Origin of the sequence: Paraferrimonas haliotis, from assembly GCF_002282895.1 — a bacterium.
GTDB lineage: Bacteria > Pseudomonadota > Gammaproteobacteria > Enterobacterales > Shewanellaceae > Paraferrimonas > Paraferrimonas haliotis.
On sequence record NZ_NRRB01000002.1, the window covers coordinates 138,517 to 161,238 of the forward strand.

Consider the following 22,722-nt stretch of genomic DNA (forward strand, 5'->3'; position numbering starts at 1 on the left):
TTTATTAGCAAAGACCCAGTCGCCTGAGTTCGGCCTTTGCTTTTTAACTTATTAATCCTGCTCACAAACGTTAACAAACGCCATCGTCTATGCTAATTTTAGCTGTGTATCGACGGGGCGCTGCCACCACCCAAAAGATCCTACTCACTTCTTTATCGCACGGTGGCGGAGATTCAGGGAGAATTATGCCAGACAAACCAACCATACTTATTGTTGACGATGCTCCAGACAATATTCATATTTTAATGAATTTGCTGAAAACTCAGTACAAAGTTAAAGCGGCCACCAGCGGCGACAAAGCACTCGCAATACTTGCCAATGGTAATAACCCAGATTTGATTCTGCTGGACGTTATCATGCCCGAAATGGATGGCTATGAAGTCTGTAAGCAGATTAAATCGAACCCAAAAACCGCCGACATTCCCATCATTTTTGTTACCGCCAATAATCAAGTTGAAGATGAAGAGCAAGGGTTTAAATTAGGAGCCGTCGACTACTTGACCAAACCGATTAGCCCATCCATCGTAAAAGCTCGAATTCGAACTCACCTAGCATTGCATCACCAACACCAAACACTGGAAGTGATGGTAAGGGAGCGAACAAAGGAGCTTGAGAGCACCCGCTTAGAAGTGGTGAGAAAGCTGGCGCTCGCAGGAGAATACAAAGACAACACCACAGGCTCCCACATTGAACGAATCAGCTGGTTTGCACGCGTCGTTGCAAAACAAATGAACATGCCAACTAATTGGTGTGAGTTGCTTTTTCACGCATCGCCAATGCACGATATTGGTAAAATTGGTATCCCAGACAAAGTCCTTTTGAAACCCGGAAAACTGGATGCCGACGAGTGGGAAGAAATGAAACGTCACAGTGAATACGGTTCGAAAATCCTCGAGGGAAGCAACTTTTCTTTACTGAAATTGGCGCAAGAAATTGCGCTGAATCATCACGAAAAATGGGACGGCAGTGGCTACCCTAACGGCATGAGTGGCGAAAGCATTCCAATCTCAGCTCGAATTGTTTCGGTTGTGGATGTTTATGACGCACTCACCAGCCCTCGACCTTATAAAACGGCCTGGAGTGATGATAAAGCGTTAGACCTTCTGAAAGCCGATGCTGGCAGTCATTTCGACCCTAATGTGGTCGAGGCGTTTGAAGCCTGTTTTGAAGAAATAAAAGAGATTCGTTGTAACATTCAATAGTGGCTTTACCTGAATAGGAAAATCACCATACAATGAGACAACCAAAGAGTTTGCCATAACAACAATTGACACGTAGCAAGCCAAGTCGCGATTACTCGCTCGCAGCATTAGACTTGCCCTAAGTGAACGAGATTATGAATCATCAAGAAGCAAAAGATTTATTAAAAAATTTACTACCTGAAGACAGTTTGAGCCTAATTAAAGTCGAAGTATTTCGCTTGTCTTGGCAAGGTAAAGGGTACAACATCATTGCTGAAGAAACAGGCTATGACCACGACTACGTTCGCAAGTCAGGTTCATTGCTATGGCAAGAGCTCACTGAACTATTAGAAACCTCGGTTACCAAACGAAACTTTCGACCGCTTATCGAAGCGCAACTGAACAAAATTCAAAAGACGGTAACACAAATTCCAGAATACCCTGGCGCACCCATGCTGTTCAGTTCGCCATACTACGTAGAGCGTACTGACGAAGAGCATCAAGCCTATGCGCAAATGCAGCGCCCAGGTAGCTTAATTCGAGTTAAAGGGCCTCGTAAAATGGGCAAAAGCTCCCTCATGCTGCGTATGATGGATCATGCCGATGAACTGAGCTATAAACAGGTGATTTTAGACCTGCAAATGGCTGACTCCAGCATGCTCAGTGATTTAGACAAGTTGCTGCGCTGGACTTGTCTGCAGTTTGCCAATCAATTGGGCTTAGAAGATAAAATTGACGAATACTGGAACGAGCTCATTGGCCCCAAACTAAGCTGCACCAGCTACATGCAAGATTACCTGCTTGCCCAAGGCGATGTGGTGGTAATTGCCATCAATGAGGTTAACTTAATATTCGATTATCCCGATGTGAGCCGGGACTTCTTAGCGTTACTGCGTTCTTGGCACGAAGAAGCCAAGCACAACAAAGTGATGCAAGGGCTTCGCCAAGTACTGATATATTCCACTGAAGTGTACGTGCAACTGGACTTAAACCTGTCGCCATTTAACGTTGGCTTACCTATCGAATTAAAACCTTTTAACGACGAGCAATTATCAACCTTAGCCCAAAGCTACGGATTCAATTGGCCTGCTGATGGTTCAATTCAAAGCCCGATTCGAGTTTTACAAACTCACTTAGGTGGTCATCCTTACTTAACCCAATTGGTATTTTATACCTTGGCCACCAAAGAAGGTTTTATTGAAAGCCCATCAGAGACTCTGCAACAAGTCCTAAAAGAAGGCAGTGAATCCAACGGCTTGTTCAGCGACTATTTGCAACACATTCTAGTTGCTATCATGAATAATCAAGATGCCATGTCGGCCTTTAGAAAAATTCGTAAAGATAAAGACGCCAAGCTATCTAGAATCGAGATGTATCAATTAGAGAGCTTAGGTGTGGTGAAGTTACAAAATGGCCAAGTCAGCACTAGCTGCAAAGTCATTTCAGACTTCCTCGCCAGTCAAATCGGTTAAGCCTATGGATTTGGCTTCGAGTAGCTATCAGGTGGGCGGCAGCATTTCGTCGTCCACCAGCATTTACGTTGAACGCCAAGCAGACCAAGAGCTCACTCAAGCGCTACTAGAAGGCAAGTTCTGCTACGTCTTTAATTCGCGGCAGATGGGTAAGTCATCACTCTTACTGCACACCAAGGAACACCTGCAACAACAAAACATCACTTGCTGTTTTATCGACGTCAGCCGCATCGGCAGTACTGATACAAAAAGCGAGCAATGGTATGGAGGTTTAGTTTACGAACTTTGTCGTGGTTTTGGCCTCATTGGAACATTTGATGTGCTTAAGTGGTGGCGCGAGCTTGGTGAGCTAACCCCCGCACAAAAACTGTCCGATTTTCTCGAAAAAGTATTGCTGCCAAACTGTCCAGGGCAACTGGTCGTGTTCTTGGACGAAATCGATAGCGTACTCAGCCTCCCCTTTTCCAGTGATGACTTTTTCAGTGTCATCCGCTTTTGCTTTAACCAACGCGCTGCCAACAAAGAGTTTGAGCGTTTGCAGTTCGCGTTATTTGGAGTCGCTTTACCAACCGACTTGATGACCAACAAAACCCGCTCGCCTTTTAATATTGGGCACGCGGTGAGCTTGCAGGGGTTTCAAAGCGCTGAAGCGGTGCACCTTGTCAAAGGGCTACCTTTTAATCAAGACATAGCTCAAGCCATGGTGCAACGCATTGTTTATTGGACCGGCGGCCAACCCTTTTTAACCCAAAAACTTTGTCAGTTATCGGTGAATCGTCATGATCAGCCACCACTATCCGTTGAGCAATGCTGTGAGTGGGTGGATGAGTTAATTGAGCAAGAGGTTCTCGCCGACTGGGAAGGACAAGATAATCCAGAGCACTTACGCACGATACGCGATCGCTTACTTTTAGATGAGCAACATACCTTACAAAGCCTCAGCATTTACCAAAAAGTACTCGAAGCCGGTGATAAAGGTTTACCTTTAGAACAAGTGTCGGGGCACAGCCGACTGTATTTGACCGGTCTTATTGAAGTCATTCGCGGCCGCATATACAGCCGCAATCGCCTGTACACTCAAGTGTATGACATGAATTGGGTCACTAGCCAACTCAGCGCTCGTCGCCCCTACTTTGAAGCGTTTAACGCTTGGTTAGATTCAGGCCAAAGTGATGAACAGCTGCTGCAAGGTCAGGCATTGCAAGAAGCTCGCAGTTGGGCGAAAGGCAAAGCACTACCAGACGACGATTATCGCTTTCTAGCGGCGAGCCAAGACGCCGAAAAACGAAAAATTGAGGCCTTAAATCAGCAACTGACCCAAGAAATTAAAGAGCGTGAACTGGCCCAACAACAATTAAAAGAAGCGCTGGACGATGTAAAAAAAGCTCAACAGGAAGCTGAGCGAGCCAATCAAGCTAAATCCGAATTTTTACGTCGGGTGAGTCACGAAGTAAGAACGCCCATTAACGCTGTGCTGGGATTGAGCTATTTAGCCCAACAGGGCAGTGACCCGGTAACCATGAGCTACTTGGAGAAAATCCATAATTCGGCCAATTACTTGTTGGGCATGATTGGTGACATTGTCGATTACAGTCAAATAGAGCAAGGCAAGCTGCGCCTAGACCCCACCCCATTTTATCTTGATACTCTGCTTGATAAGCTGGTCGACATTATTGGTCAACGCGCCGTTAACCAAGGTTTAGCACTGCGATTGCACAGCCCGTTACAACCGCTACCTAAAGTGCTGGGCGATGAGCTGAGGCTGGAACAGGTGTTACTCAACATTCTAACCAACGCCATCAAAAACACAGAGCATGGATCCATTGACCTTAGCGTTAATCTACTAGAGCAAAGCGAGAATGCGCTCACGCTTGCCTTCAGCATTAACGATACCGGCCCTGGCTTGCCGACAGCCGTTATCGACGCACTCGTGGATACCGAGCAGCATTCACCTAAAAACAATTCCTTAGGAATGGGCCTTAATTTATGTAAACAATTGGTCAGCCTGATGAACGGTACTTGGAAAATCAGCGCCGAACCAAGCAAAGGCAGCCAAGTTGGGTTTACCATCACGCTTGCAACCGTCGGCCAGGTGCCTCAGCTGCAACTTAGCGACACCCAAGATGTATGCTACTTTGGAGACCTGCCCCACCCGGAAATCAGCCAACGTCTGCAAGCCATAGGCATTCAACACGCCAACGACGCGCAATTGTTGGCCGCTAAACTCATTTTGTTTGATCCCAAATTAACTCAACCCAAAACACTGGATTCTCGTTGGGTTGCGCTGTTGCCTAGCGGACAAAACCAGTCCGCAAGCTTGCCGAAGTCTCGAGTCACTCGATTGCTTAATTACCCAATGACCATTAGCAAGCTCGATCGTCATCTGCAAAGCATGTTGCATTATCGACCGCAAACCGACCTGCAGAACGAGACGGTCACCGATAGCCAATGGTCGGTGTTGGTGGCTGAAGACAATGACATTAACCAACAAGTTATCAGTGAGTTGCTGGCTCGCTGGGGAATTGCCAGCGTTATTTCTGAGAATGGCCAGCAAGCCCTGACGGCTGTTCAACAACAGGATTTCGACCTTGTACTGATGGACGTAAATATGCCGCTGATGAATGGCCTGCAAGCCACGGAAGCCATTCGAGCATTGGATGACATTAAGTATCAGCAACTGCCCATCATTGCCATGACTGCCCATGCCCATGAGGAAGACCGACAGGCGACACAAGCTGCTGGTATGAACGAGCATGTCACCAAGCCGATTGATCCTAACGCGCTGAAAACAACGTTGGAAAAATACTTAAATGCCCCCATAAGCGCTCAAACCTCAGTGCACAGCAAACGGGTTGATTGGCTCGAAACCATACCTCAACTGCGACTTCGGGAAACCTTGGATCGAGTGGCTGATAATCGCAGTTTGCTGCAACGGTTAGTGCGTCGATTCGCTGAGCAATACTCCCCCGCCCAAGTCGATTGGCAAGGGTTACCTCATCAAACCCAAGCCCAACAGGCAAACTGGCTGCATACGCTAAAAGGCACCTCGTCTAACGTTGGCTTGGCTGACATTGCTGCTTTGGCGGCAAGTATGGAGCAAGAAGCGGCGAACCAATCTCTGCAGCTCAATCAATGGCAATTACTGCAACAGCAAGTTTCGCAAGCCTGCACAACCATTTTCACCGTCAGTGACAATAACACTAGCGCCCAAACCGCTACTCAAGATAAAGGTAATTTAAAGGCCCAACTTACTGAGTTGTACCGACTGCTAGAAGAAGATTTGTCGGAAGCCCAGCAGCTGTTAGCAACATTAAGCGAGTACCCTCAGTATACTGATATCGCATCGGCATTGGATGAATTCAGGACAGACGATGTTGAGCAGTTAGTTCACAACTGGCTACAGCAATTGGAAGATGCGTAATGAAAATCCGTACCAAACTCATCACCTTGCTGCTGTTTTTAAGTTTGTTGCCGCTTGCTATAACCACTGCGGTGTTAGTGCACCATTCAAAAGAGGCCCTAAGCGACAGTGCTTTTACCCATTTAGAATACGTTAGAGATACCAAAAAACAACGGGTACTCAATTACTTCGCCCGCCTTGAGAGTGAAGCTCGCGTGCTCGCCGACAGTCGTAATATTGCCAACACGCTTCAAGCATTCGATGAACTGGTGGATTCAACGGTCGTCGATATTCAAGCCTTTAAAGCCCTTGAGCAACAAGGCACAAGGCAAGGTTTCGAACAGTTCTTAGAAGAGTTTGACTACTACGACTTAATGCTGGTTAATCGGCAAGGTGACGTGGTTTATTCGGTGCGCCAAGAACCTGACTTTACCAGCAATCTGTTGGCGAACCCTAACCCTGACAACTTGTTGGGACAGCACTTAGCCAGCGCGATTAATGACGTAGTCATTACCGATTTTGGCTATTACCCAAGTACCAGCAAAACCATTCTGGGTTTTGTGATCGCTCCAATTTCGACACCAGAGGGACATTGGGGAAGTTTAGTGCTCAAATTTACCCCTAATGAGCTCAATACCATCATGCTTGAGCGTTCTCACTTATTGCCGTCTCACGAAGTCTATTTGGTGGGCCCAGATAAGAAAATGCGCAGCGACAGTTACCTCGACCCCTACAAGCGCACCGTCAGCGCAAGTTTTGCGAATCCTTCAGAAGGGCTTGTAGAAACCCGCGCTTCTTTAGAGGCACTAAGGGGTGTGAGCGGCGAAGACATTATTTTTGATTATCGAAATGTGCCTGTGCTGTCTGCCTATACCCCTGTTGATGTGCCCAGTGGCCAGTGGGCCTTGATTGCTGAGGTTAACGAGGACGAAGCGTATGCTGGTATTAATCGCCTCCTAAAGCTGATGCTTATTTTGGGCGGAAGCGTGATTTTTATCGTTATTTTCGCCTCCTCTATACTCGCAACCATTATTACGCGTCCGGTGCTTTCGCTCACCCGCTCTTCCATCGATATTGCCCATGGTAATTTGGACACAAGAGTTGAGCATAACTGGCAAGACGAGTTTGGCATTTTAGCAAACAACTTCAATGAGATGAGATTATCCATTAAAGACAAAATTCATACCATTGAAGCGCAAAAAAGCGAGCTAGACGAAGTCAATGAGGGTTTAGAAGAATTGGTTCAAGAACGGACCGGCGAGTTGCGTGAGTCCATTAAGCAGGTGCAAGCGGCCACTCAGGCTAAATCCGATTTCCTAGCTAATATGAGCCACGAAATTAGAACCCCCATGAACGCTATCATTGGCATGTCGCATCTGGCGTTAGATACCAAGCTTGACCCAAAACAACGAAATTACATCGCCAAAGTACACGACAGCGCCAAGTTTTTACTGGGTATCATTAACGATGTTTTAGATTTCTCTAAAATTGAAGCCGGCAAGCTCACCTTAGAGGCTATCCCCTTTCGCCTCTCCAAGGTAATCGACAATGTCACTGACATTTTGGAAATTAACCTGCAAGGAAAGCCCATTCAGCTGGACGTGGATCTGCAAGCAGAAATTCCACCTATGCTAATAGGCGATGAGTTGCGAATTACCCAGGTACTGACTAACTTAGGCAGTAATGCCGTGAAGTTTACTGAAAACGGCAAGATACAAATTTCGGTTCAAATTGAAGAACAAACCAATGACTCGGTGCTGCTCCACTTTTTCGTAAAAGACTCTGGAATCGGCATGACCTCGGAGCAAATTGATAAGCTGTTTAAAAGCTTCAGTCAAGCGGATACATCCACCACTCGAAAATACGGTGGCACCGGTTTAGGGCTTGCAATCAGCAATCGCTTAACCGAATTAATGGGCGGGGAAATTTGGGCCCGCAGTAAACCAAATATAGGCTCTACATTCCACTTTACCGCTCGTTTCGGCATCGCTGAAGAAGCGATCACCATAGAGCCGCAGTCTCACCCAGATGTTGACTATGACATGAGCGGAGCAAAAGTATTATTAGTCGAAGATAATGCAATCAATCAAGAACTTGCATTGGAATTATTGCAAGACAAAGGACTGCTGGTAGAGGTCGCTAATGACGGCGCGGAAGCGGTTAAACTTTGCCATGAGCATTCCTTCGACCTAATTTTAATGGATTGCCAAATGCCCATAATGGATGGTTACCAAGCCACTCAAGCTATTCGCCATGATTTACAACTTACCGAAGTACCCATATTGGCAATGACCGCCAATGCCATGCCTGCTGATCAAGAGCGAGCCTATCATGCCGGCATGAACGACTACATCACTAAGCCAATCGAAGTGAAGTCCATGTTTAGCACCATTGTGCGCTGGTTATCAAAATACCATCCAAATGGATTTACCCAGACTCAAGCCGTTACTCTGCTGGATAGAGATGCAGGACAGGCTCTGTATAACAACGAACTGCTTTATCAGGATATGCTGCAACGTTTTATGGATGAGCTTAATGCGCTGGAGCCCCAACAATTGCCCCAACTGTCGGAAAGTCAGCGCAGCAAACTGGCTGCTAAAGCCTCCGCTGTTGGTGCTTTGCTATTGGCCAAAACGCTTACTGAAAAGGACACCGAAACACTTGAACAGGTGGTTAGAGACACCTTAGCTGAATACGTTTAAGGTCGTTAATTCTCATGAAAACTGCCGACATAAAAACCTTCATCAAAACCGTTGAACTTGGCAGTATATCTCAAGCAGCTAAAGCGCTGTTTATAACGCAATCGGCAGCATCTCAGCGCCTCAAAGCATTAGAGGAGCGAATCGGAAAACCGTTATTGGATCGTTCAAGCTCTCGTATTGTCGCCACGCATGCGGGCAAGGTGCTATTAGACTACGGTTCTCGCATCATTGCACTCGAAGACGCCATGCTCCAGCAAATAAAGCCAAATACTCAACGAAAGCATTTCAGCTTATGTTGCACACCGACCTTTGGCCAAGTGTATTTACCGAATATCGTTCAAGCGCTTACGGAGCGCTTTGACAAAGAGGTGGAACTGGATTTTGTATTTGACCAAACTGCTAATGCCGTCAACGGTCTGAATCAAGGAACGTACGATGCCATAATCGTCGAGCACCTTGAGCCACTCGATAAACAAACCCATGTGTTTGAGTGCCTACCGCCAGATCAACTCATTTTTGTAGCCAGTGCAGACTACCCCATTAGCAATAACGCCGGTGAGTTGGATATGAAAGGGCTGCTTAGCAATCGTTTGTTTACTCGAAAACCAGGGTGCAGTAGTCGGGCATTGTTACTTCAAAACCTTAAGCAACACGGTTGCGACTTGTCGCAGTTTGAATCCGTAATAGTGTCTGACGACCTACGTATGACCCTTACTCGAATTACCTCGGGCCATGGTATCGCGCTCTTATCAACCGCTTTGGTGCGTTCTTTGTTATCAAGTGGTGAGTTACGAGGTTACACCATTCCTACTTTTGATCTAATGCGTAGACGCAGCTTGTTAATTCAAAGAAACCAAAGCGAACAGGCTTTGATACGCGCATTTATCGACGAAGTTCACAAAGCATTTAAACTATAAAAAAGACCCGGTCCATGCCGGGTCTATGGTCTACTTGATGGCCGTCTAGCATTCCATTGTTTACCCTGCTGGATTAGCCAATTCAAAGTCACTAAATAGGTCACCATGACTGACTCTTATGCCTACTTGGTAACGTTGCACTGCGCCTGGCACGGCATTGGCATCCCAATCTAAATCTTGCACTTCGAACTGATAGTGTCCTGAGTCCACAGTCTCAGTTAGCACGCCATCACAGTCATCGCCAGCAGCACATTGATACTGATAATAAACATGCCAACGCTTCCACGCTTTTGGGTTGGCTGACGGTCTATCGCTATCTGGAAAACCAAAATACACAATGTGATAGTTCTTCGCATCAGTAACCGCTAGCGAATTATCATCGGCAATTGAAAACCGAACCAAACCGGTTGCGGGATCAAACTTTTCAACCGTGACATTCAATTCATTGGCATTCGCTATGTTGATGACTTGCGGTGCGGGCGTTATCGGTGGTGATTCAATTAGCTCGTCATCATCGCTGGAACATCCGATCACAGTTAACGTCAACAAGGAAGCCACTACTGCAGTTAGCTTGTTCATGATAGCCTCCTAGTTAAAATGGCCGGTATGGCAGACGGTACAATCCATACCGGTGCTTACACTGGGCGCGTCACCAATCATGTGGTCAACACTATGACATTGTACGCATTCTCCAGCACTACCCTCAGGAACACTCATAGCGGCCAGATCCACATCTTCACCATCTACAATGCGATTTAGTAAAACTGCGATGTAATGTGCCATGCATGCGCTTAATCGACGGCAGCGTTCACCTTTCTGTTTTGCACCTAACCCAGAAGCATCAGACCAATTGCTGATCGATGAATGGCACATGAAGGAGTTGGCTACCGAATTGCTAACCACCTTAGTTGCAGTATCCTCAGGGTTTGCTCCAATTGCACTGACAAACTCGTCATCCATATAGGGCAGTGGGGTCGATTCATAATAACGAAATATTGCGCCATTAATCTTGCCGTTCAAACCCTCTGCATTGGGGATAGCAAGAATGTTGAGCAGCATACCGGTGGCATTACAGTTACCACAAATCGTGCCCTGCCCTAATACCCCTCCGCCTCCATAAGCGGCCAATGCTGTGGGTATTGTGGCAAACTTCGCAGCGTCAACTGACCCTGAATTCGCTAACATTTGAATGACTGCATGAAACACCTGACGCATACAGCCGCCGGGTGTTTCATAGGCAAGCTTGGCGGTTTGTATTGGGTCGATTTTAACGTATTGTAGCTTTTCACCTAGCTCAAGTTGATAGTCTCCGTCGGCGTTAACAGCCGCCATAATTGGCGTACTGATCAAACTCGTACCCGCAGCTGCGCCTGTGAAACCAATGATTTTTGTAATTGCGTTTCTTCTGTTGATATCCATAGTTCACCTTCCATTTGCTATTTTAGATTTCTTGTTTCACCTAAAAATTATTCCAAACAAGGTGCCGCGGCTATCACACAATTCTTATAGGGTTATTAGTATTACTTATGGTGGGTCAAAATGATGGGTTCAAAATTGTCTTAGATCAAAAAACCGCCTTCCAGCGAGCTAAAAGGCGGTTTTACTGAGCTTTAAGAGTCACAAAAGTCGATCAAAAACTGTGAACTATCCCTTACTCAACAACTGGCTCATGCCACTAAACACGGCGCAATAAAAACTATCCGGGTGCTGCTTTTGAAGCTGTTGCTGCACCGCTTCGATGCATGGTTTGCCAAAGTACTGCAGAAATTGGGTGGCCACATTGATGTCGTGCTGAGCTAGCATCGCTGCGATTTCTAACAAATAAGGCAAATCTTGTGGCGCTGCATGCTCGGCGTCAGCTTCCTCAAGTTTAAGCTGAGCCGCCACATCATTTAGTTGTTGCAAGCGCTGAGCAGATTGCGTGTCGTCAAAGTAGTCACTCATTTGCAATGACAAACTGCCCTCAGCGACATCAAACAAAGCTTTATACTCTTGCACCAGTTCAACGCTGTAGCCCGGAAAGCTGCGGTTCAAGTGCAAACAGAGACTCTCATCGAGCCCTCGAATCAGATTGACAGTTTCCCCATCTGGCGCTAGCAAAACCTCTGCAAAGCCTTGCAAAACGTCGCTGTATTCTAAATTAGTCATTGAGTACTACTCTTCCTCAGCCTTAATCAGTTTCGTCAGTTTGTCGCGGATTTTGCCCAACTCTGGCTTGTGTTCACAAATTTCTTCGATGCTCAAGCCGTTGAGCTCATGAGGGAAAACCAACCATTTATCGGTTTCTTCTACATAGAAGTCTGGGTTGCGCTGGGTCTTGTTATTGCCTGGTTTAAAGTACGGCGTTGCAATCTTAATATCAGGGGTATTCTTACGACAGGCGCTGTGCAAATCTTTAATAATCTGGTCGATAGATAAGCCGGTATCGTGCACATCATCGACAATTAATAGACTATCTTCAGCGTTCACTTGCTTTTCGATATAGCGCAAACCGTGAACTTTCACTTGTTTTCCGCGCTGGCCAATGCCGATGTAAGAAGAGGTTCGAATTGCAATGTGATCACTTTCAACACCCAAAAAGTCGAGCACTTCTTGAACCGCGATACCCACCGGAGCGCCGCCTCGCCATACACCAACAATGTAGTCGGGACGATAACCTGATTCAAAGATTTGCAACCCTAATTTAAAGGAAATATCCAGTAACTCATTCGCGGTTATAAAGTGCTTATCCACCGAAGACCTCATCTATTTTGCGTATTTGGCTGTGTATAGCGCGAAAGATTAGCATAGTTGATAGACAATTATGTTGCTAACGCACTCTGGTATGTGGCTTTTGTGAAGCCAGTTAGCTTCGTTTAACTTGAGCGTAACGCTCTAATCCTAAAACCAAAACAATTGCAGCGAGGGCTGCAATGACGGCGACAACAACTTCCGGTGGTTGCCCCACCACTTGCTGATAGTCAAAAGGCGATAAATTTTGCTCTAACAAAGGCACTTGTTCACCTTTTGAGTTAGTCCGCCAACTCAGCACTTCTTTCCAAGGCCAAATTTTGCTGAGCGTGCCAATCATCAAGCCGGTTAAGAATACAATGGTGATGTCCCGGGCGCGTTTCAACAGCCAGGATAGCAAATGGCTAAAACTCAATAGTCCAGCGATAGCTCCTAATGCGAAGGTTGCTAACACAGCGACGTCAAACGATTTAGCCGCTCCTAGAACCACCGGATAAAGGCCCAATAGCAATAAAATAAAGCTGCCAGAAATGCCAGGCAAAATCATGGCGCAAATAGCAATCGCGCCGCCAAAAAATACCGTCGTTAGCGATCCTGATAATTCAATAGGATTCAATACGGTGATCACATAAGCCAACACCGCCCCGACACTCAGTGCAACCACCTTTTTGACATCCCACTGCTGAACCTGATGCAACATGTGCCAAACCGACACTAAAATCAGCCCGAAAAAGAAGCTCCAAATCATGATGGTTTGGTGCTCCAATAAATAAGTGATCAGTTTAGCTAGGCTAAAAATGCTGGTTAGAATTCCACTAAAAAGAACGATTAAAAAGGTGGCGTTAATGTGTTGATAAGCTGCAATAAAGCCTTGTTTTCTAATCATGCCAATTAGGCTTGGGTTGATGCGTCTAATACTTTCCAAAAGCGTATCGTAAATACCAGAAATGAAGGCAATTGTACCGCCCGAGACGCCAGGAACCACATCGGCAGCCCCCATTGCCATGCCTTTTAAGAAGGTCGACAGCCATTGTTGAATGAAGCGCATTGTTAATTCCGTTTACTAAAAGGTGCATTAATGCAGACATTATACGGAGTACTTACAAATTCTCACCTAAAACTCTTCGCAAAATTTTGCAGGCTTTTTTAAACAGATCACGAAAATGCAAGGCCAAACAACACTTCCTGTGATTTAGTGTGTTCAATCTGCACCGACAATAGCGTAGACTTACGCCACAAACTATCTTTTTACCTAAACAAGTGAGTTATCCATGGCAGACCAAAACGCAGCCGAGCAAGGCACCGACCGCACTATGTACCAACTTGCGGACGAGTTCATCGCATTGGCGAACAAGTTGTTTCAAGAAGAAAAAGACATAGGTAAAGCTGGCGCTGCTATTCGTTTCGCAGCTGCACGTTTTAATGCGTTTGAAGCGTCGTTAAAAGCACAGGATTTATCGAAAGAGAAAGAGCACGCTCTTGAGTGGTTTGTTAACGAGTACAAGCAAATGATGGAAGTGAACCTGGACGATCACATCGCCATGGCCGCTCGTGAGCAAGAAGCAGCTAAATCCGAATAGCGCTCACCATTGATTGTCAAAAAGCCACTTAACAGTGGCTTTTTTGTAGCTGCTTACTAAAACAAGGCTTGCCAGACTACTCTTGCGGCCAACAATACCAAAATCAAACCAGACAGCTTATCCAGTACGTTTGCTTTAGCTCTGAGTTTTGGCAATATGCCGGAATGGGACAGCAATAAAGCCACTAAGGTATACCACAGACCATCAACCAACAACGGCGTAGCAATAACAATGAGGTGGCTGCCTAAACTGGCGTTGGTATCAACAAACGGGCTGAATAGCGCAATAAAAAAGATCAGAATTTTTGGATTAAGCAAAGACACCGCTAAACCATCTCGCGCCGCCTCCCAAACACTCGACTGCTCACCCGCCGCTAATTTAGCCGCTATTCCCTGTTTTGCCATGAGCCCTTGCCAACCTAGCCAAAACAAATACATTGCGCCTGCAAGTGTTACTGCTAAATAGACGTTGGGCATGGCTTTAACCAAGATAGCCAGCCCCATGACACTGATGGCAGCATACACTCCAATACCTAATGCATGAGTCCAAGCCGCCACCACACCGTTTGTACGCCCGCCAGATAATGTGTGTCGTAGCACCATAGCCAAACTCGGGCCAGGCGAAACAGCGCCCAATAAGCACACTAAGAATAACGGCACCCATAATGAAAAAGACATCCTGTCGTTTGCTCCTTTAGTTGCCAGTTCGGTCTTGCTTGCGTGCCCAACTGATAAACAGCATCACCGGATACGGGGCCATCATCAATAACCCAATCGCGAAGGCCGATGCAATTGCGACCATGCCGGTTAGTTCATTGCTCACATCGGTTGCAAAATAGCCCCATGCCGCTGCAATCACTAGCAATATGCCTAAGCCATGCCCCCAATGAGCGATTCGCATCCAATTTTGCCAATTCATTGTTAACTTCTACCCCATAAAAACGCTACACTATAAGATTATCAGGCTTCGCCGCAACGGATTCTACACCCAATGAAATTGTACATACCACTTATTATCGCCACGATTGCCCTTAGTGCTTGTCAAAGCGCGCCATCCTCAAACACTCAGCAAGCTCAACTTGATCTGATTGGAGATTGGCACATAGAGCAAATTGGCAAGCAGCCGGTTATCGACTACAGTCCAGCGCGCATTCGCTTCGACCTTGATGGGCGCTTAAGTGGCAATAACAGCTGCAACAACTTCTTTGGCACCTACCAGCAAATCAATTCTGAGTTGAGTTTAGCACCGGCTGGAAGCACAATGAAAGCCTGTGTCGACGCGTTAATGGAGCAAGAGCAACGCACTATGCAAGCAATGGCACAGGTGCTGCAAGCGAAAATGGTAAAAGGCCGATTGCACTTGCTCAATGCCCAAAAAGACACGGTACTCATTCTGACTAAAAAAGGCGATTAGCCGTTAATAGCAAGGCTTATAATGCCGGTTCGTTTGCTCGCTTGATAACCCCAACTAGAAACTTCTATGACCATAATACGTAAAGCTCGTCGCACTGATGCACAATCCATAATTGCTTTTAATCAGGCAATGGCTCTGGAAACGGAGCAACGCGAGCTGGCCCATGACGTTATTTCTCGAGGCGTAGAAACCCTCATCGAGCAGCCTCATCGAGGTTTCTATTTAGTAGCACAGCACGACCAAAAAATCGTAGGCTCGCTTATGGTGACGTTTGAGTGGAGTGATTGGCAAGCTAAAGACTATTGGTGGATCCAAAGCGTCTATATTTTACCGGACTATCGTCGACAAGGTATCTACCGACAACTTTATCAACAAGTTAAGTCATTAGCCGATGGTCAAGCCGCCAGCTTTAGGCTTTACGTTGAGCGGGATAACCTTAACGCTCAAGCAACCTACCAAGCGCTGCAAATGGCCCCGTGTCAGTACCTAATGTACGAACAAAAAGAAGAGTCCTAATCACGGTCGCGCCGATGCTTATTGGCAAAGCAATTATCATCATCCCCCTATTTTGGTTTCAATTATGTCTCAACAACCCATTTTAACGATACGAGTAGCCTCTAAAAACCCCGTCAAAATCGCCGCCGCCGAGCAAGCTTTTCGTCAGCTTTTTGGGCAACAGGTGTTGCATTGTGAAGGCGTGGCAACGGATTCTCAGGTAAGCGATCAACCCATGACGGACCAAGAAACGCTCGATGGTGCTTTAAATCGTATTGCTAACCTAAAACAACAAACGCCAAATGTTGACTATTACGTGGCAATGGAAGGCGGTGTCGACCTATTGCATGGACAAGCAATGACCTTTGCTTACATTGCGGTGGCTCACGGCGACACTCTCAGTCATACCCGCACCAGCGCCTTGCCTTTGCCCCAATGTGCATACCAAAGTTTGCTCAACGGCGAAGAGTTAGGAGACGTCATGGACAGACTGTTTAATGACAATAATATTAAGCAAAAGGGTGGCGCCATTGGTGTATTAACCCACGGCCAAACAAGCCGTCAGCAGGTGTATCAGCAAGCCCTTCTGATGGCAATGGCACCTTTTATTAATCGCGACCTGTACCTATAAATGTGCTGGAGAGGATAGCCACTCTGGGGTAGAGTGAAGCTAGTTTATAGCCATGGAATGTTGAAACCTATGCAGTTATCCAAACTCGGACGCTCTTCGTTAAACGTCTCCCCAATCTGTCTTGGCAGCATGACTTGGGGGGCGCAAAACACCCAAGCTCAAGCCTTTGAACAAATCGATTACGCCATTAGCCGCGGCATTAATTTCATTGACACCGCCGAAATGTACCCTGTCCCTCCAACGGCTCAAACACAAGGCGATACCGAGACCATTATTGGTAACTATTTGCAACAGCGCAGTCTTCGCAATGACTTAGTCATTGCCACCAAAGTAGCGGCGCCAGGCGGTTGCGACTACATTCGTGAAGACATGCACCTTAATTGGCGAAGCATTCATCAAGCCTGTGAAGATTCACTGCGACGATTACAAGTTGACTGCATTGACCTCTACCAGGTGCACTGGCCAGACAGAGTGGCGCCTCGATTTGGTGAAATGTATTACCACAATAAGCCCTCTCAGCAACAAACGCCGATTCTGGAAACCTTAGATGCGTTGTCCGACTTAGTAAAGCAAGGCAAGGTACGCTACCTTGGGATATCGAACGAAACCCCTTGGGGGGCAATGAAATATTTGCAACTGGCGCAACAGCATGGACTTGAACGCATTGTTTCCATTCAAAATCCTTACAATTTATTGAACCGCAGCTTTGAAATGGGCCTGGCAGAGGTCGCTCTGCAAGAGGAGTTGCCGTTACTCGCCTACTCACCGTTGGCTTTTGGTACGTTAACAGGCAAATATCAACAAGGGGCCAAGCCGGAGGGAGCACGGCTCACCTTATTCGACCGATTTGTCCGCTATACAGGTACTCCTGCAAGCCTCAAAGCCATTGACGATTACGTTACGTTGGCAAACGATCATCAACTCAGCCCTGCGCAAATGGCATTGGCGTTTGTGAATCAACAAAGCTTTGTCGGCAGTAACATCATTGGCGCCACCACACTTTCTCAACTGCAGCACAACATCGACAGTTTATCGGTCCACTTAACGGATAAAGTGCTGCAAGAAATTGTAGACCTTGGCGAACAACATCGAATCCCGTGTCCGTAATAAACCGATAAAGGCTAGGATTGATAATCTACTATGGCAGAACCTTTTATTAAGTCGCAGTTTCCAGCATTAATGGAACACTCGCCAGAACTTATCTATCTCGACAGCGCCGCCACCACGCAAAAGCCTGCGGCGGTACTTGAGGCCGTGCAAGCGTTTTATTTGCACAGCAACGCCAATGTTCATCGTGGCGCCCACGCGCTTTCGATAAAAGCCACCAGCGCCTATGAGCGTGCCCGAGCGCAAATCGCCCAATTCGTTGATGCTGAGTCGCCAGAATCGGTGATCATTTGCTACGGCACAACTCACGCCATCAATACTGTAGCCCATGGGTTAACTCATCAATTGTCTCCCGGAGACATCATACTTGTGGATGGAGCTGCGCATCACGCCAACATAGTGCCATGGCAACAGCTGGCCAAACGCACGGGAGCGGAACTGTACCCGATCCCTCTTTTAAAAAATGGCTCCATAGACTTACCCGCCTATCAAGCTTTGCTGCAACGCGGCCCTAAATTGGTCAGCCTAAATCACGTTTCAAACGTACTGGGCCACGCCAATCCATTAGATGTTTTAATTCCTTTGGCTAAAACCGTAGGGGCCTTAACTTTAGTCGACGGGGCTCAGGCGGTTGCGCATCTGCCGGTTAGTGTGCGCTCACTCGGATGTGATTATTATGTATTTTCTGGCCACAAAATGTATGGTCCAACTGGGGTCGGTATATTGACCGGAAAACGCCAGTCATTGGAGCAACTGGAACCTATGATGAGTGGCGGAGAAATGATAAAAACCGTCCGTTTCGAGCACTCAGAGTTTGCTGGGCTTCCGAACCGTTTAGAAGCGGGAACTCCCCCCATTGCACAAGTCATTGGACTGGCTAAAGCGGTTGAATTTATCCAAAGCTTGGATCGCCAAGCCGTTGCTGAAATGGAGCAGTCGATGTTGCGAAAGGCTCGAGCTGGCCTACAACAACTGGGCTATTTTGTATACGGTGACCCAGGCAACTGCCATGGCGCATTAGCCTTCAATCTCTTAGGTGAGCATCACCAAGATATCGGCACCCTGCTAGACCAACAACAAGTAGCCATTCGCTGTGGCTACCACTGCGCTATGCCATTAATGGAGCACTTAGGTACCAAAGGCAGTTGTCGTTTGTCTGTGGCCGCCTACAATACTCCCAATGACATTGACCGCGCGATAGAAGCGCTTGCGATTGCCAAGGACATGTTAAGTGAGTAGCCAACCTTTACAACAAACGTTTATCGACTTAGCCGACCACCTCCAGCAGATTAAGCCTCAGGTGCTCACTGAGCTAGCCAGCAGTCGCGATTGGCAAAGCAGCTATCGTCAAATTATGTTACTAGCTAAACAGTTACCCAAACTCGACCACGGTTTAAGGCAGGCCTCGGCCCTTGTGGATGGTTGTGAGAGCGATGCGTGGTTGTATCACTGCCAAATTAATAATAAACACTACTTTATCGCCGATGCCGATGCGCGAATCGTTAAAGGCTTGTTGGTTCTGTTATTGTTTCAGGTTCAAGGGAAGACCAGTGAACAACTACAGAGCATGGATATTGTGCAATGGTTCGAACAACATAATTTACTAGGGCATCTAAGCCCGTCCCGAGGAAATGGCTTACACGCGCTCATAAAACGCATACATCAAACTTCAAATTAAATTTTGATGTGGATCACCTCTTTATAATTGCTAACAACTGATCTACACTTGCGTTCAAATCATTCCAAGTAGCGCAAAGAGTAAGAGTGAAAATAAGCTGGTTCTGTTACTTTAAACCACTGCTATTAACGTTACTTCTAATCTTCCAAGCGGATGCATTAGCAGCGCACGAATACCATCACACTCACATCGATGCCAATACCATCGACCATTGTCAGCTGTGTGCCCATAAGCATGCTCTGGACAACATATCAATCGGTGACTTTAACAGCTTTATCACTACCAAAGCCTGCACACCAAGGGTTCAAGTTGCGATCGTCGTTTCTTTAGCTCATTGTGCCGCTTCGAAAAGCATTCGCGCCCCACCCTTTGCATAGATCATTCAGTAATTAAACATCTCCGCTACACTGTAAATGGCGGTGAACGATTTATGTAAAGGAAACAACAAATGAAAAAAAGTTATATCGCCCGCGGTGTATGCGCGGCGCTTGCATACGTGTCTTTATCAGCCATGGCGGCTTCAAACCCAACGCTAACCAATCCAGCCATCAGCTTTGTGTTAGACGGCTATTATCAAAATGGCAATCGTGCCATGTCTGAGCATGCAGAAGGCTTTAACCTAGGCCACAACGAATTGGCGTTGTCAGCAAACATTGACGAGAACTTTTACGGCAAATTCACCACAGTTTTTGAAATGCACGATGGTGAAACGGAAGTGAATGTAGAAGAAGCCTTCATTCAAACCACGTCCATGCCTTATGGCTTATCCGTCCGAGGCGGTCGCTTCCTATCGGATTTAGGTTACTTAAACAACCAGCACACTCACACCGATTCATTTGCGGAACGTCCTTCCGTATATCGCGCTTTCTTGGGCAATCATTACTCAGATACTGGCTTACGCTTAAACTATCTAGTACCTACTGAAACCTATTGGTTACTGGGTGTGGAAGGATTCGCAGGCAAACCTTTGGCTGCGGAAGATGAGCACGATCATGACGATCACAGCGACAAAAAAGTACCTGTCATCAATGGTTACACTAAAATCGGTGGCGACATTGGTGTCAGTCACTCATGGCAACTTGGTCTGTCGTACTTATACAATGCCAATGGCCGCCGTGCTCTAGAAGAGCATCATGACGACCATATGGCGGACGCTCATGATGGTGAAGAGCACGATCACGCCCACGGTGCAATGTATACTGGCGAAAGCATGTATGTACTAGATGCCGTTTACAAATGGGCCCCTAACGGTAACCGTAAATATCAAAACTTTACCTTTAGCGGCGAGTTCTTCCGAGTTAACGATATTCTGAAAGAAGAGCATCACGACGACCATGATGATCACGACGACCACGACGCTCATAAAGACTACCACCAAGGTTGGTATGCATCCGCTGTTTATCAGTTTGCGCCGGCCTGGAGCGTTGGGGTTCGTTATGGCGAATTGGACGTACAAACCATTCACGGCGATCACTTAGATGCCGATAACCTAAAAGAAACTGACATCAGCCTTAACTGGCACGCCTCCCATTTCTCGAACGTTAGATTACAAGTAACTCAACAGAAAGGGACAAACTTCGAAGGCATGGTTGACGACCAAGTTATCAGCCTACAATACACAATGACTTTAGGAGCTCACGGTGCGCATCAATTCTAAATTCGTTGCTGCGGCGTTTATCGCAGCCTTTAGCCCACAAGCACTGGCCAATGTAACCGTGTTTGCTTGTGAACCTGAATACGGTGCATTAGCAAAAGAAATTGCGCCTCAAGCAAAAATCTATAATGCAACGACTGCCTTGCAAGATCCGCATCAGGTGCAAGCAAGACCGAGTCTCATTAGTCAACTTCGTCGTGCTGATTTAGCCATCTGTGCCGGAGCGGATCTCGAAATCGGTTGGTTGCCAATGGTGCAAATGAAAGCCAACAACCCAGAGGTTCGCAATGGCCAATCAGGCATGTTATTTGCCTCCGATGTGATTGAAAATCTAGACATTCCGGCCAGCGTCGACCGCAGCATGGGGGATGTTCACGCACTGGGTAACCCGCACATGCACTTCGACCCCAAGCGAATGCTGCAGGTTGCCGAAGAGGTTAATAACCGCTTAGCTAGCATTGATCCTGACAACGCAGCTTCCTATCAGGCTAACTTAGACGATTTCAGCAAACGTTGGCAGACAGCAACCGAGCAGTGGCAAACCAAAGCCGCCAGCTTAAAAGGCAGCAAAGTCATTGGTTACCATTCCAGTTTCCGTTATCTATACAACTGGCTGGGTATGAAGCAAGTGGCTGACTTAGAGCCAAAACCAGGCCTACCGCCCACAAGCGCTCATCTTGCCAAGCTGGTTAAAGTGGCTGAACAACAAAAGCCGATTGGCATTATTGTTGCGTCTTACCAAGACCCTCGCGGCGCTGAGTGGTTAGAGAATCGCACCGGTGTTAAAGGTGAAATTCTGCCTATGTCGGTGGGTGCTGATGACTCGGTAACCGATTTGTTCACTTTATACGATAGCGTGATAAACAAGCTGTTGGAGTTGAAATCAAATCATGGTTGATTGGGATCTTATTAGCATCTTAATGCCCGCTTTTGCAGCGGCTATTGTGGTGCTATCGACTCACGTACTTTTAGGACGGCAAGTACTTAAACGAGGCATTATCTTTATTGATTTAGCCATCGCTCAAGTGGCCGCACTGGGCAGTGTCCTGACTCATATCTGGCATCCTTTAGAAGAGTTACCTTTGGTGCACCTATGGGTGCCATTGCTGTTCGCTCTGGCGGCAGCAATGGGCATTGCTTGGTTAGAAAAGCGTGCGCGTCGAGAACTAGAAGCTATTATCGGCTGCCTGTATGTTGTTTCTGCCGTTGCGGCACTATTGATGCTCAGTCATGACCCCCATGGTGCCGAACTTCTGAAACGATTGTTAGACGGGCAAATTCTGTGGGTTAACTGGCATCAACTCATGATACCGGGGATCATTACAGCCGTGGTTTTAGTGGTAATAATGACTAAACCACAGTTAATGGAAGGCCGAGCCTTTTACCTGATATTCGCCCTTGTAATCACGCAATCGGTCGAGCTTATTGGTGTCTACTTAGTCTTTAGTAGCCTAATTTTACCGGCCCTAGCAGTGAACAGTGAGTTGGTCAAGCGACCGTTAGTGCTAGCCTACAGTGTTGGGATCAGCGCCTACCTAATTGGCCTCGCCTGTTCTGCAATGTGGGACTTGCCGGCCGGTGCCGCGATTGTTGCTACGCTCGCCATCTCAGCCATTGTTTGTCGACTAACCATTAATCGATTCTCACACACCTCCCAGGCGTAGAGCTTGTTGGGCATCAACCGCAGTCTGCTCGGCTGCGGTTGATAATCCAACTTGGTTTTCTTAGTTCAGCTATGCTATACCTGTATCCATAATGGATT

General features: G+C 46.8%; 23 protein-coding genes. 16 read left to right on the forward strand and 7 right to left on the reverse strand.

Annotation, left to right across the window (positions count from 1 at the left end; translation table 11 throughout):
- Positions 1 to 185 precede the first annotated feature (185 nt).
- The 5 genes from CLC91_RS04530 (at position 186) to CLC91_RS04550 (ending at position 9,672) form a co-directional block, all read left to right on the forward strand.
- A complete protein-coding gene (locus CLC91_RS04530; protein WP_095497989.1) occupies positions 186 to 1,202 on the forward strand; it encodes a response regulator in 1,017 nt (338 codons plus the stop codon).
- Positions 1,203 to 1,336: 134 nt separating this feature from the next.
- Positions 1,337 to 2,653: an AAA-like domain-containing protein gene (locus CLC91_RS04535; protein ID WP_095500062.1), complete on the forward strand. Its 1,317-nt coding sequence runs from the start codon at positions 1,337 to 1,339 to the stop codon at positions 2,651 to 2,653.
- Positions 2,654 to 2,657: 4 nt separating this feature from the next.
- Positions 2,658 to 6,074 (forward strand): AAA-like domain-containing protein, encoded by a 3,417-nt coding sequence (locus CLC91_RS15165; protein WP_158220696.1) that lies wholly within the window; start codon positions 2,658 to 2,660, stop codon positions 6,072 to 6,074.
- Positions 6,074 to 8,755 carry an ATP-binding protein gene (locus tag CLC91_RS04545; protein WP_095497986.1) on the forward strand — a complete coding sequence of 894 codons (2,682 nt, stop codon included), beginning with the start codon at positions 6,074 to 6,076 and terminating at the stop codon, positions 8,753 to 8,755. The genes CLC91_RS15165 and CLC91_RS04545 overlap by 1 nt, the downstream gene beginning before the upstream one ends.
- A gap of 14 nt (positions 8,756 to 8,769) precedes the next feature.
- On the forward strand, positions 8,770 to 9,672 hold the full coding sequence (locus CLC91_RS04550) for a LysR family transcriptional regulator (protein ID WP_095497985.1): 903 nt from the start codon (positions 8,770 to 8,772) through the stop codon (positions 9,670 to 9,672).
- A 60-nt stretch (positions 9,673 to 9,732) separates the two neighbouring features.
- Here the strand turns inward: CLC91_RS04550 and CLC91_RS04555 are convergent, their stop codons facing one another.
- The 5 genes from CLC91_RS04555 to CLC91_RS04575 all read right to left on the reverse strand — a co-directional run bounded on the left by CLC91_RS04555 (position 9,733) and on the right by CLC91_RS04575 (position 13,450).
- Positions 9,733 to 10,251 carry a hypothetical protein gene (locus CLC91_RS04555; protein ID WP_095497984.1) on the reverse strand — a complete coding sequence of 173 codons (519 nt, stop codon included), beginning with the start codon at positions 10,249 to 10,251 and terminating at the stop codon, positions 9,733 to 9,735.
- A gap of 9 nt (positions 10,252 to 10,260) precedes the next feature.
- The gene (locus CLC91_RS04560; RefSeq protein WP_095497983.1) at positions 10,261 to 11,091 is read right to left on the reverse strand and encodes a cytochrome C; all 831 of its coding nucleotides are present in this window, start codon (positions 11,089 to 11,091) and stop codon (positions 10,261 to 10,263) included.
- A 225-nt stretch (positions 11,092 to 11,316) separates the two neighbouring features.
- On the reverse strand, positions 11,317 to 11,820 hold the full coding sequence (locus tag CLC91_RS04565) for a molecular chaperone TorD family protein (protein ID WP_095497982.1): 504 nt from the start codon (positions 11,818 to 11,820) through the stop codon (positions 11,317 to 11,319).
- 6 nt (positions 11,821 to 11,826) lie between these two features.
- A complete protein-coding gene (locus tag CLC91_RS04570) occupies positions 11,827 to 12,405 on the reverse strand; it encodes a phosphoribosyltransferase (RefSeq protein ID WP_095497981.1) in 579 nt (192 codons plus the stop codon).
- Between the two features lie 112 nt (positions 12,406 to 12,517).
- A complete protein-coding gene (locus CLC91_RS04575) occupies positions 12,518 to 13,450 on the reverse strand; it encodes a DUF368 domain-containing protein (protein WP_095497980.1) in 933 nt (310 codons plus the stop codon).
- 223 nt (positions 13,451 to 13,673) lie between these two features.
- Between CLC91_RS04575 and CLC91_RS04580 the strand changes: the two genes are divergently transcribed.
- Positions 13,674 to 13,982 (forward strand): DUF3144 domain-containing protein, encoded by a 309-nt coding sequence (locus CLC91_RS04580; protein ID WP_095497979.1) that lies wholly within the window; start codon positions 13,674 to 13,676, stop codon positions 13,980 to 13,982.
- A gap of 56 nt (positions 13,983 to 14,038) precedes the next feature.
- Here CLC91_RS04580 and CLC91_RS04585 read toward each other — a convergent pair whose 3' ends face one another.
- Positions 14,039 to 14,659 (reverse strand): LysE family translocator, encoded by a 621-nt coding sequence (locus CLC91_RS04585; RefSeq protein WP_095497978.1) that lies wholly within the window; start codon positions 14,657 to 14,659, stop codon positions 14,039 to 14,041.
- Positions 14,660 to 14,675: 16 nt separating this feature from the next.
- Positions 14,676 to 14,900: a hypothetical protein gene (locus CLC91_RS04590; RefSeq protein ID WP_095500063.1), complete on the reverse strand. Its 225-nt coding sequence runs from the start codon at positions 14,898 to 14,900 to the stop codon at positions 14,676 to 14,678.
- Between the two features lie 72 nt (positions 14,901 to 14,972).
- Here CLC91_RS04590 and CLC91_RS04595 point away from each other — a divergent pair, with 72 nt between their 5' ends.
- The 10 genes from CLC91_RS04595 to CLC91_RS04640 all read left to right on the forward strand — a co-directional run bounded on the left by CLC91_RS04595 (position 14,973) and on the right by CLC91_RS04640 (position 22,624).
- Positions 14,973 to 15,395, forward strand: coding sequence for an META domain-containing protein (locus CLC91_RS04595; RefSeq protein ID WP_095497976.1), 423 nt, complete (start codon positions 14,973 to 14,975; stop codon positions 15,393 to 15,395).
- Between the two features lie 66 nt (positions 15,396 to 15,461).
- Positions 15,462 to 15,911: a GNAT family N-acetyltransferase gene (locus tag CLC91_RS04600; RefSeq protein ID WP_095497975.1), complete on the forward strand. Its 450-nt coding sequence runs from the start codon at positions 15,462 to 15,464 to the stop codon at positions 15,909 to 15,911.
- A gap of 64 nt (positions 15,912 to 15,975) precedes the next feature.
- Entirely contained in the window at positions 15,976 to 16,521 is a 546-nt protein-coding gene (gene yjjX, locus CLC91_RS04605) for an inosine/xanthosine triphosphatase (RefSeq protein WP_095497974.1), read from the forward strand.
- Positions 16,522 to 16,590: 69 nt separating this feature from the next.
- Positions 16,591 to 17,628, forward strand: coding sequence for an NADP(H)-dependent aldo-keto reductase (locus CLC91_RS04610; RefSeq protein WP_095497973.1), 1,038 nt, complete (start codon positions 16,591 to 16,593; stop codon positions 17,626 to 17,628).
- A gap of 33 nt (positions 17,629 to 17,661) precedes the next feature.
- Entirely contained in the window at positions 17,662 to 18,867 is a 1,206-nt protein-coding gene (locus tag CLC91_RS04615; RefSeq protein ID WP_095500064.1) for an aminotransferase class V-fold PLP-dependent enzyme, read from the forward strand.
- Positions 18,860 to 19,306, forward strand: coding sequence for a SufE family protein (locus CLC91_RS04620; protein WP_095497971.1), 447 nt, complete (start codon positions 18,860 to 18,862; stop codon positions 19,304 to 19,306). Before CLC91_RS04615 ends, CLC91_RS04620 begins: the two co-directional genes overlap by 8 nt.
- 86 nt (positions 19,307 to 19,392) lie before the next feature.
- On the forward strand, positions 19,393 to 19,683 hold the full coding sequence (locus tag CLC91_RS04625) for a hypothetical protein (protein WP_095497970.1): 291 nt from the start codon (positions 19,393 to 19,395) through the stop codon (positions 19,681 to 19,683).
- A gap of 71 nt (positions 19,684 to 19,754) precedes the next feature.
- Positions 19,755 to 20,963 (forward strand): hypothetical protein, encoded by a 1,209-nt coding sequence (locus tag CLC91_RS04630; RefSeq protein WP_095497969.1) that lies wholly within the window; start codon positions 19,755 to 19,757, stop codon positions 20,961 to 20,963.
- Positions 20,947 to 21,858 carry a metal ABC transporter solute-binding protein, Zn/Mn family gene (locus tag CLC91_RS04635; protein WP_095497968.1) on the forward strand — a complete coding sequence of 304 codons (912 nt, stop codon included), beginning with the start codon at positions 20,947 to 20,949 and terminating at the stop codon, positions 21,856 to 21,858. Before CLC91_RS04630 ends, CLC91_RS04635 begins: the two co-directional genes overlap by 17 nt.
- Positions 21,851 to 22,624: a metal ABC transporter permease gene (locus CLC91_RS04640; RefSeq protein WP_095497967.1), complete on the forward strand. Its 774-nt coding sequence runs from the start codon at positions 21,851 to 21,853 to the stop codon at positions 22,622 to 22,624. Before CLC91_RS04635 ends, CLC91_RS04640 begins: the two co-directional genes overlap by 8 nt.
- Positions 22,625 to 22,722 lie beyond the last annotated feature (98 nt).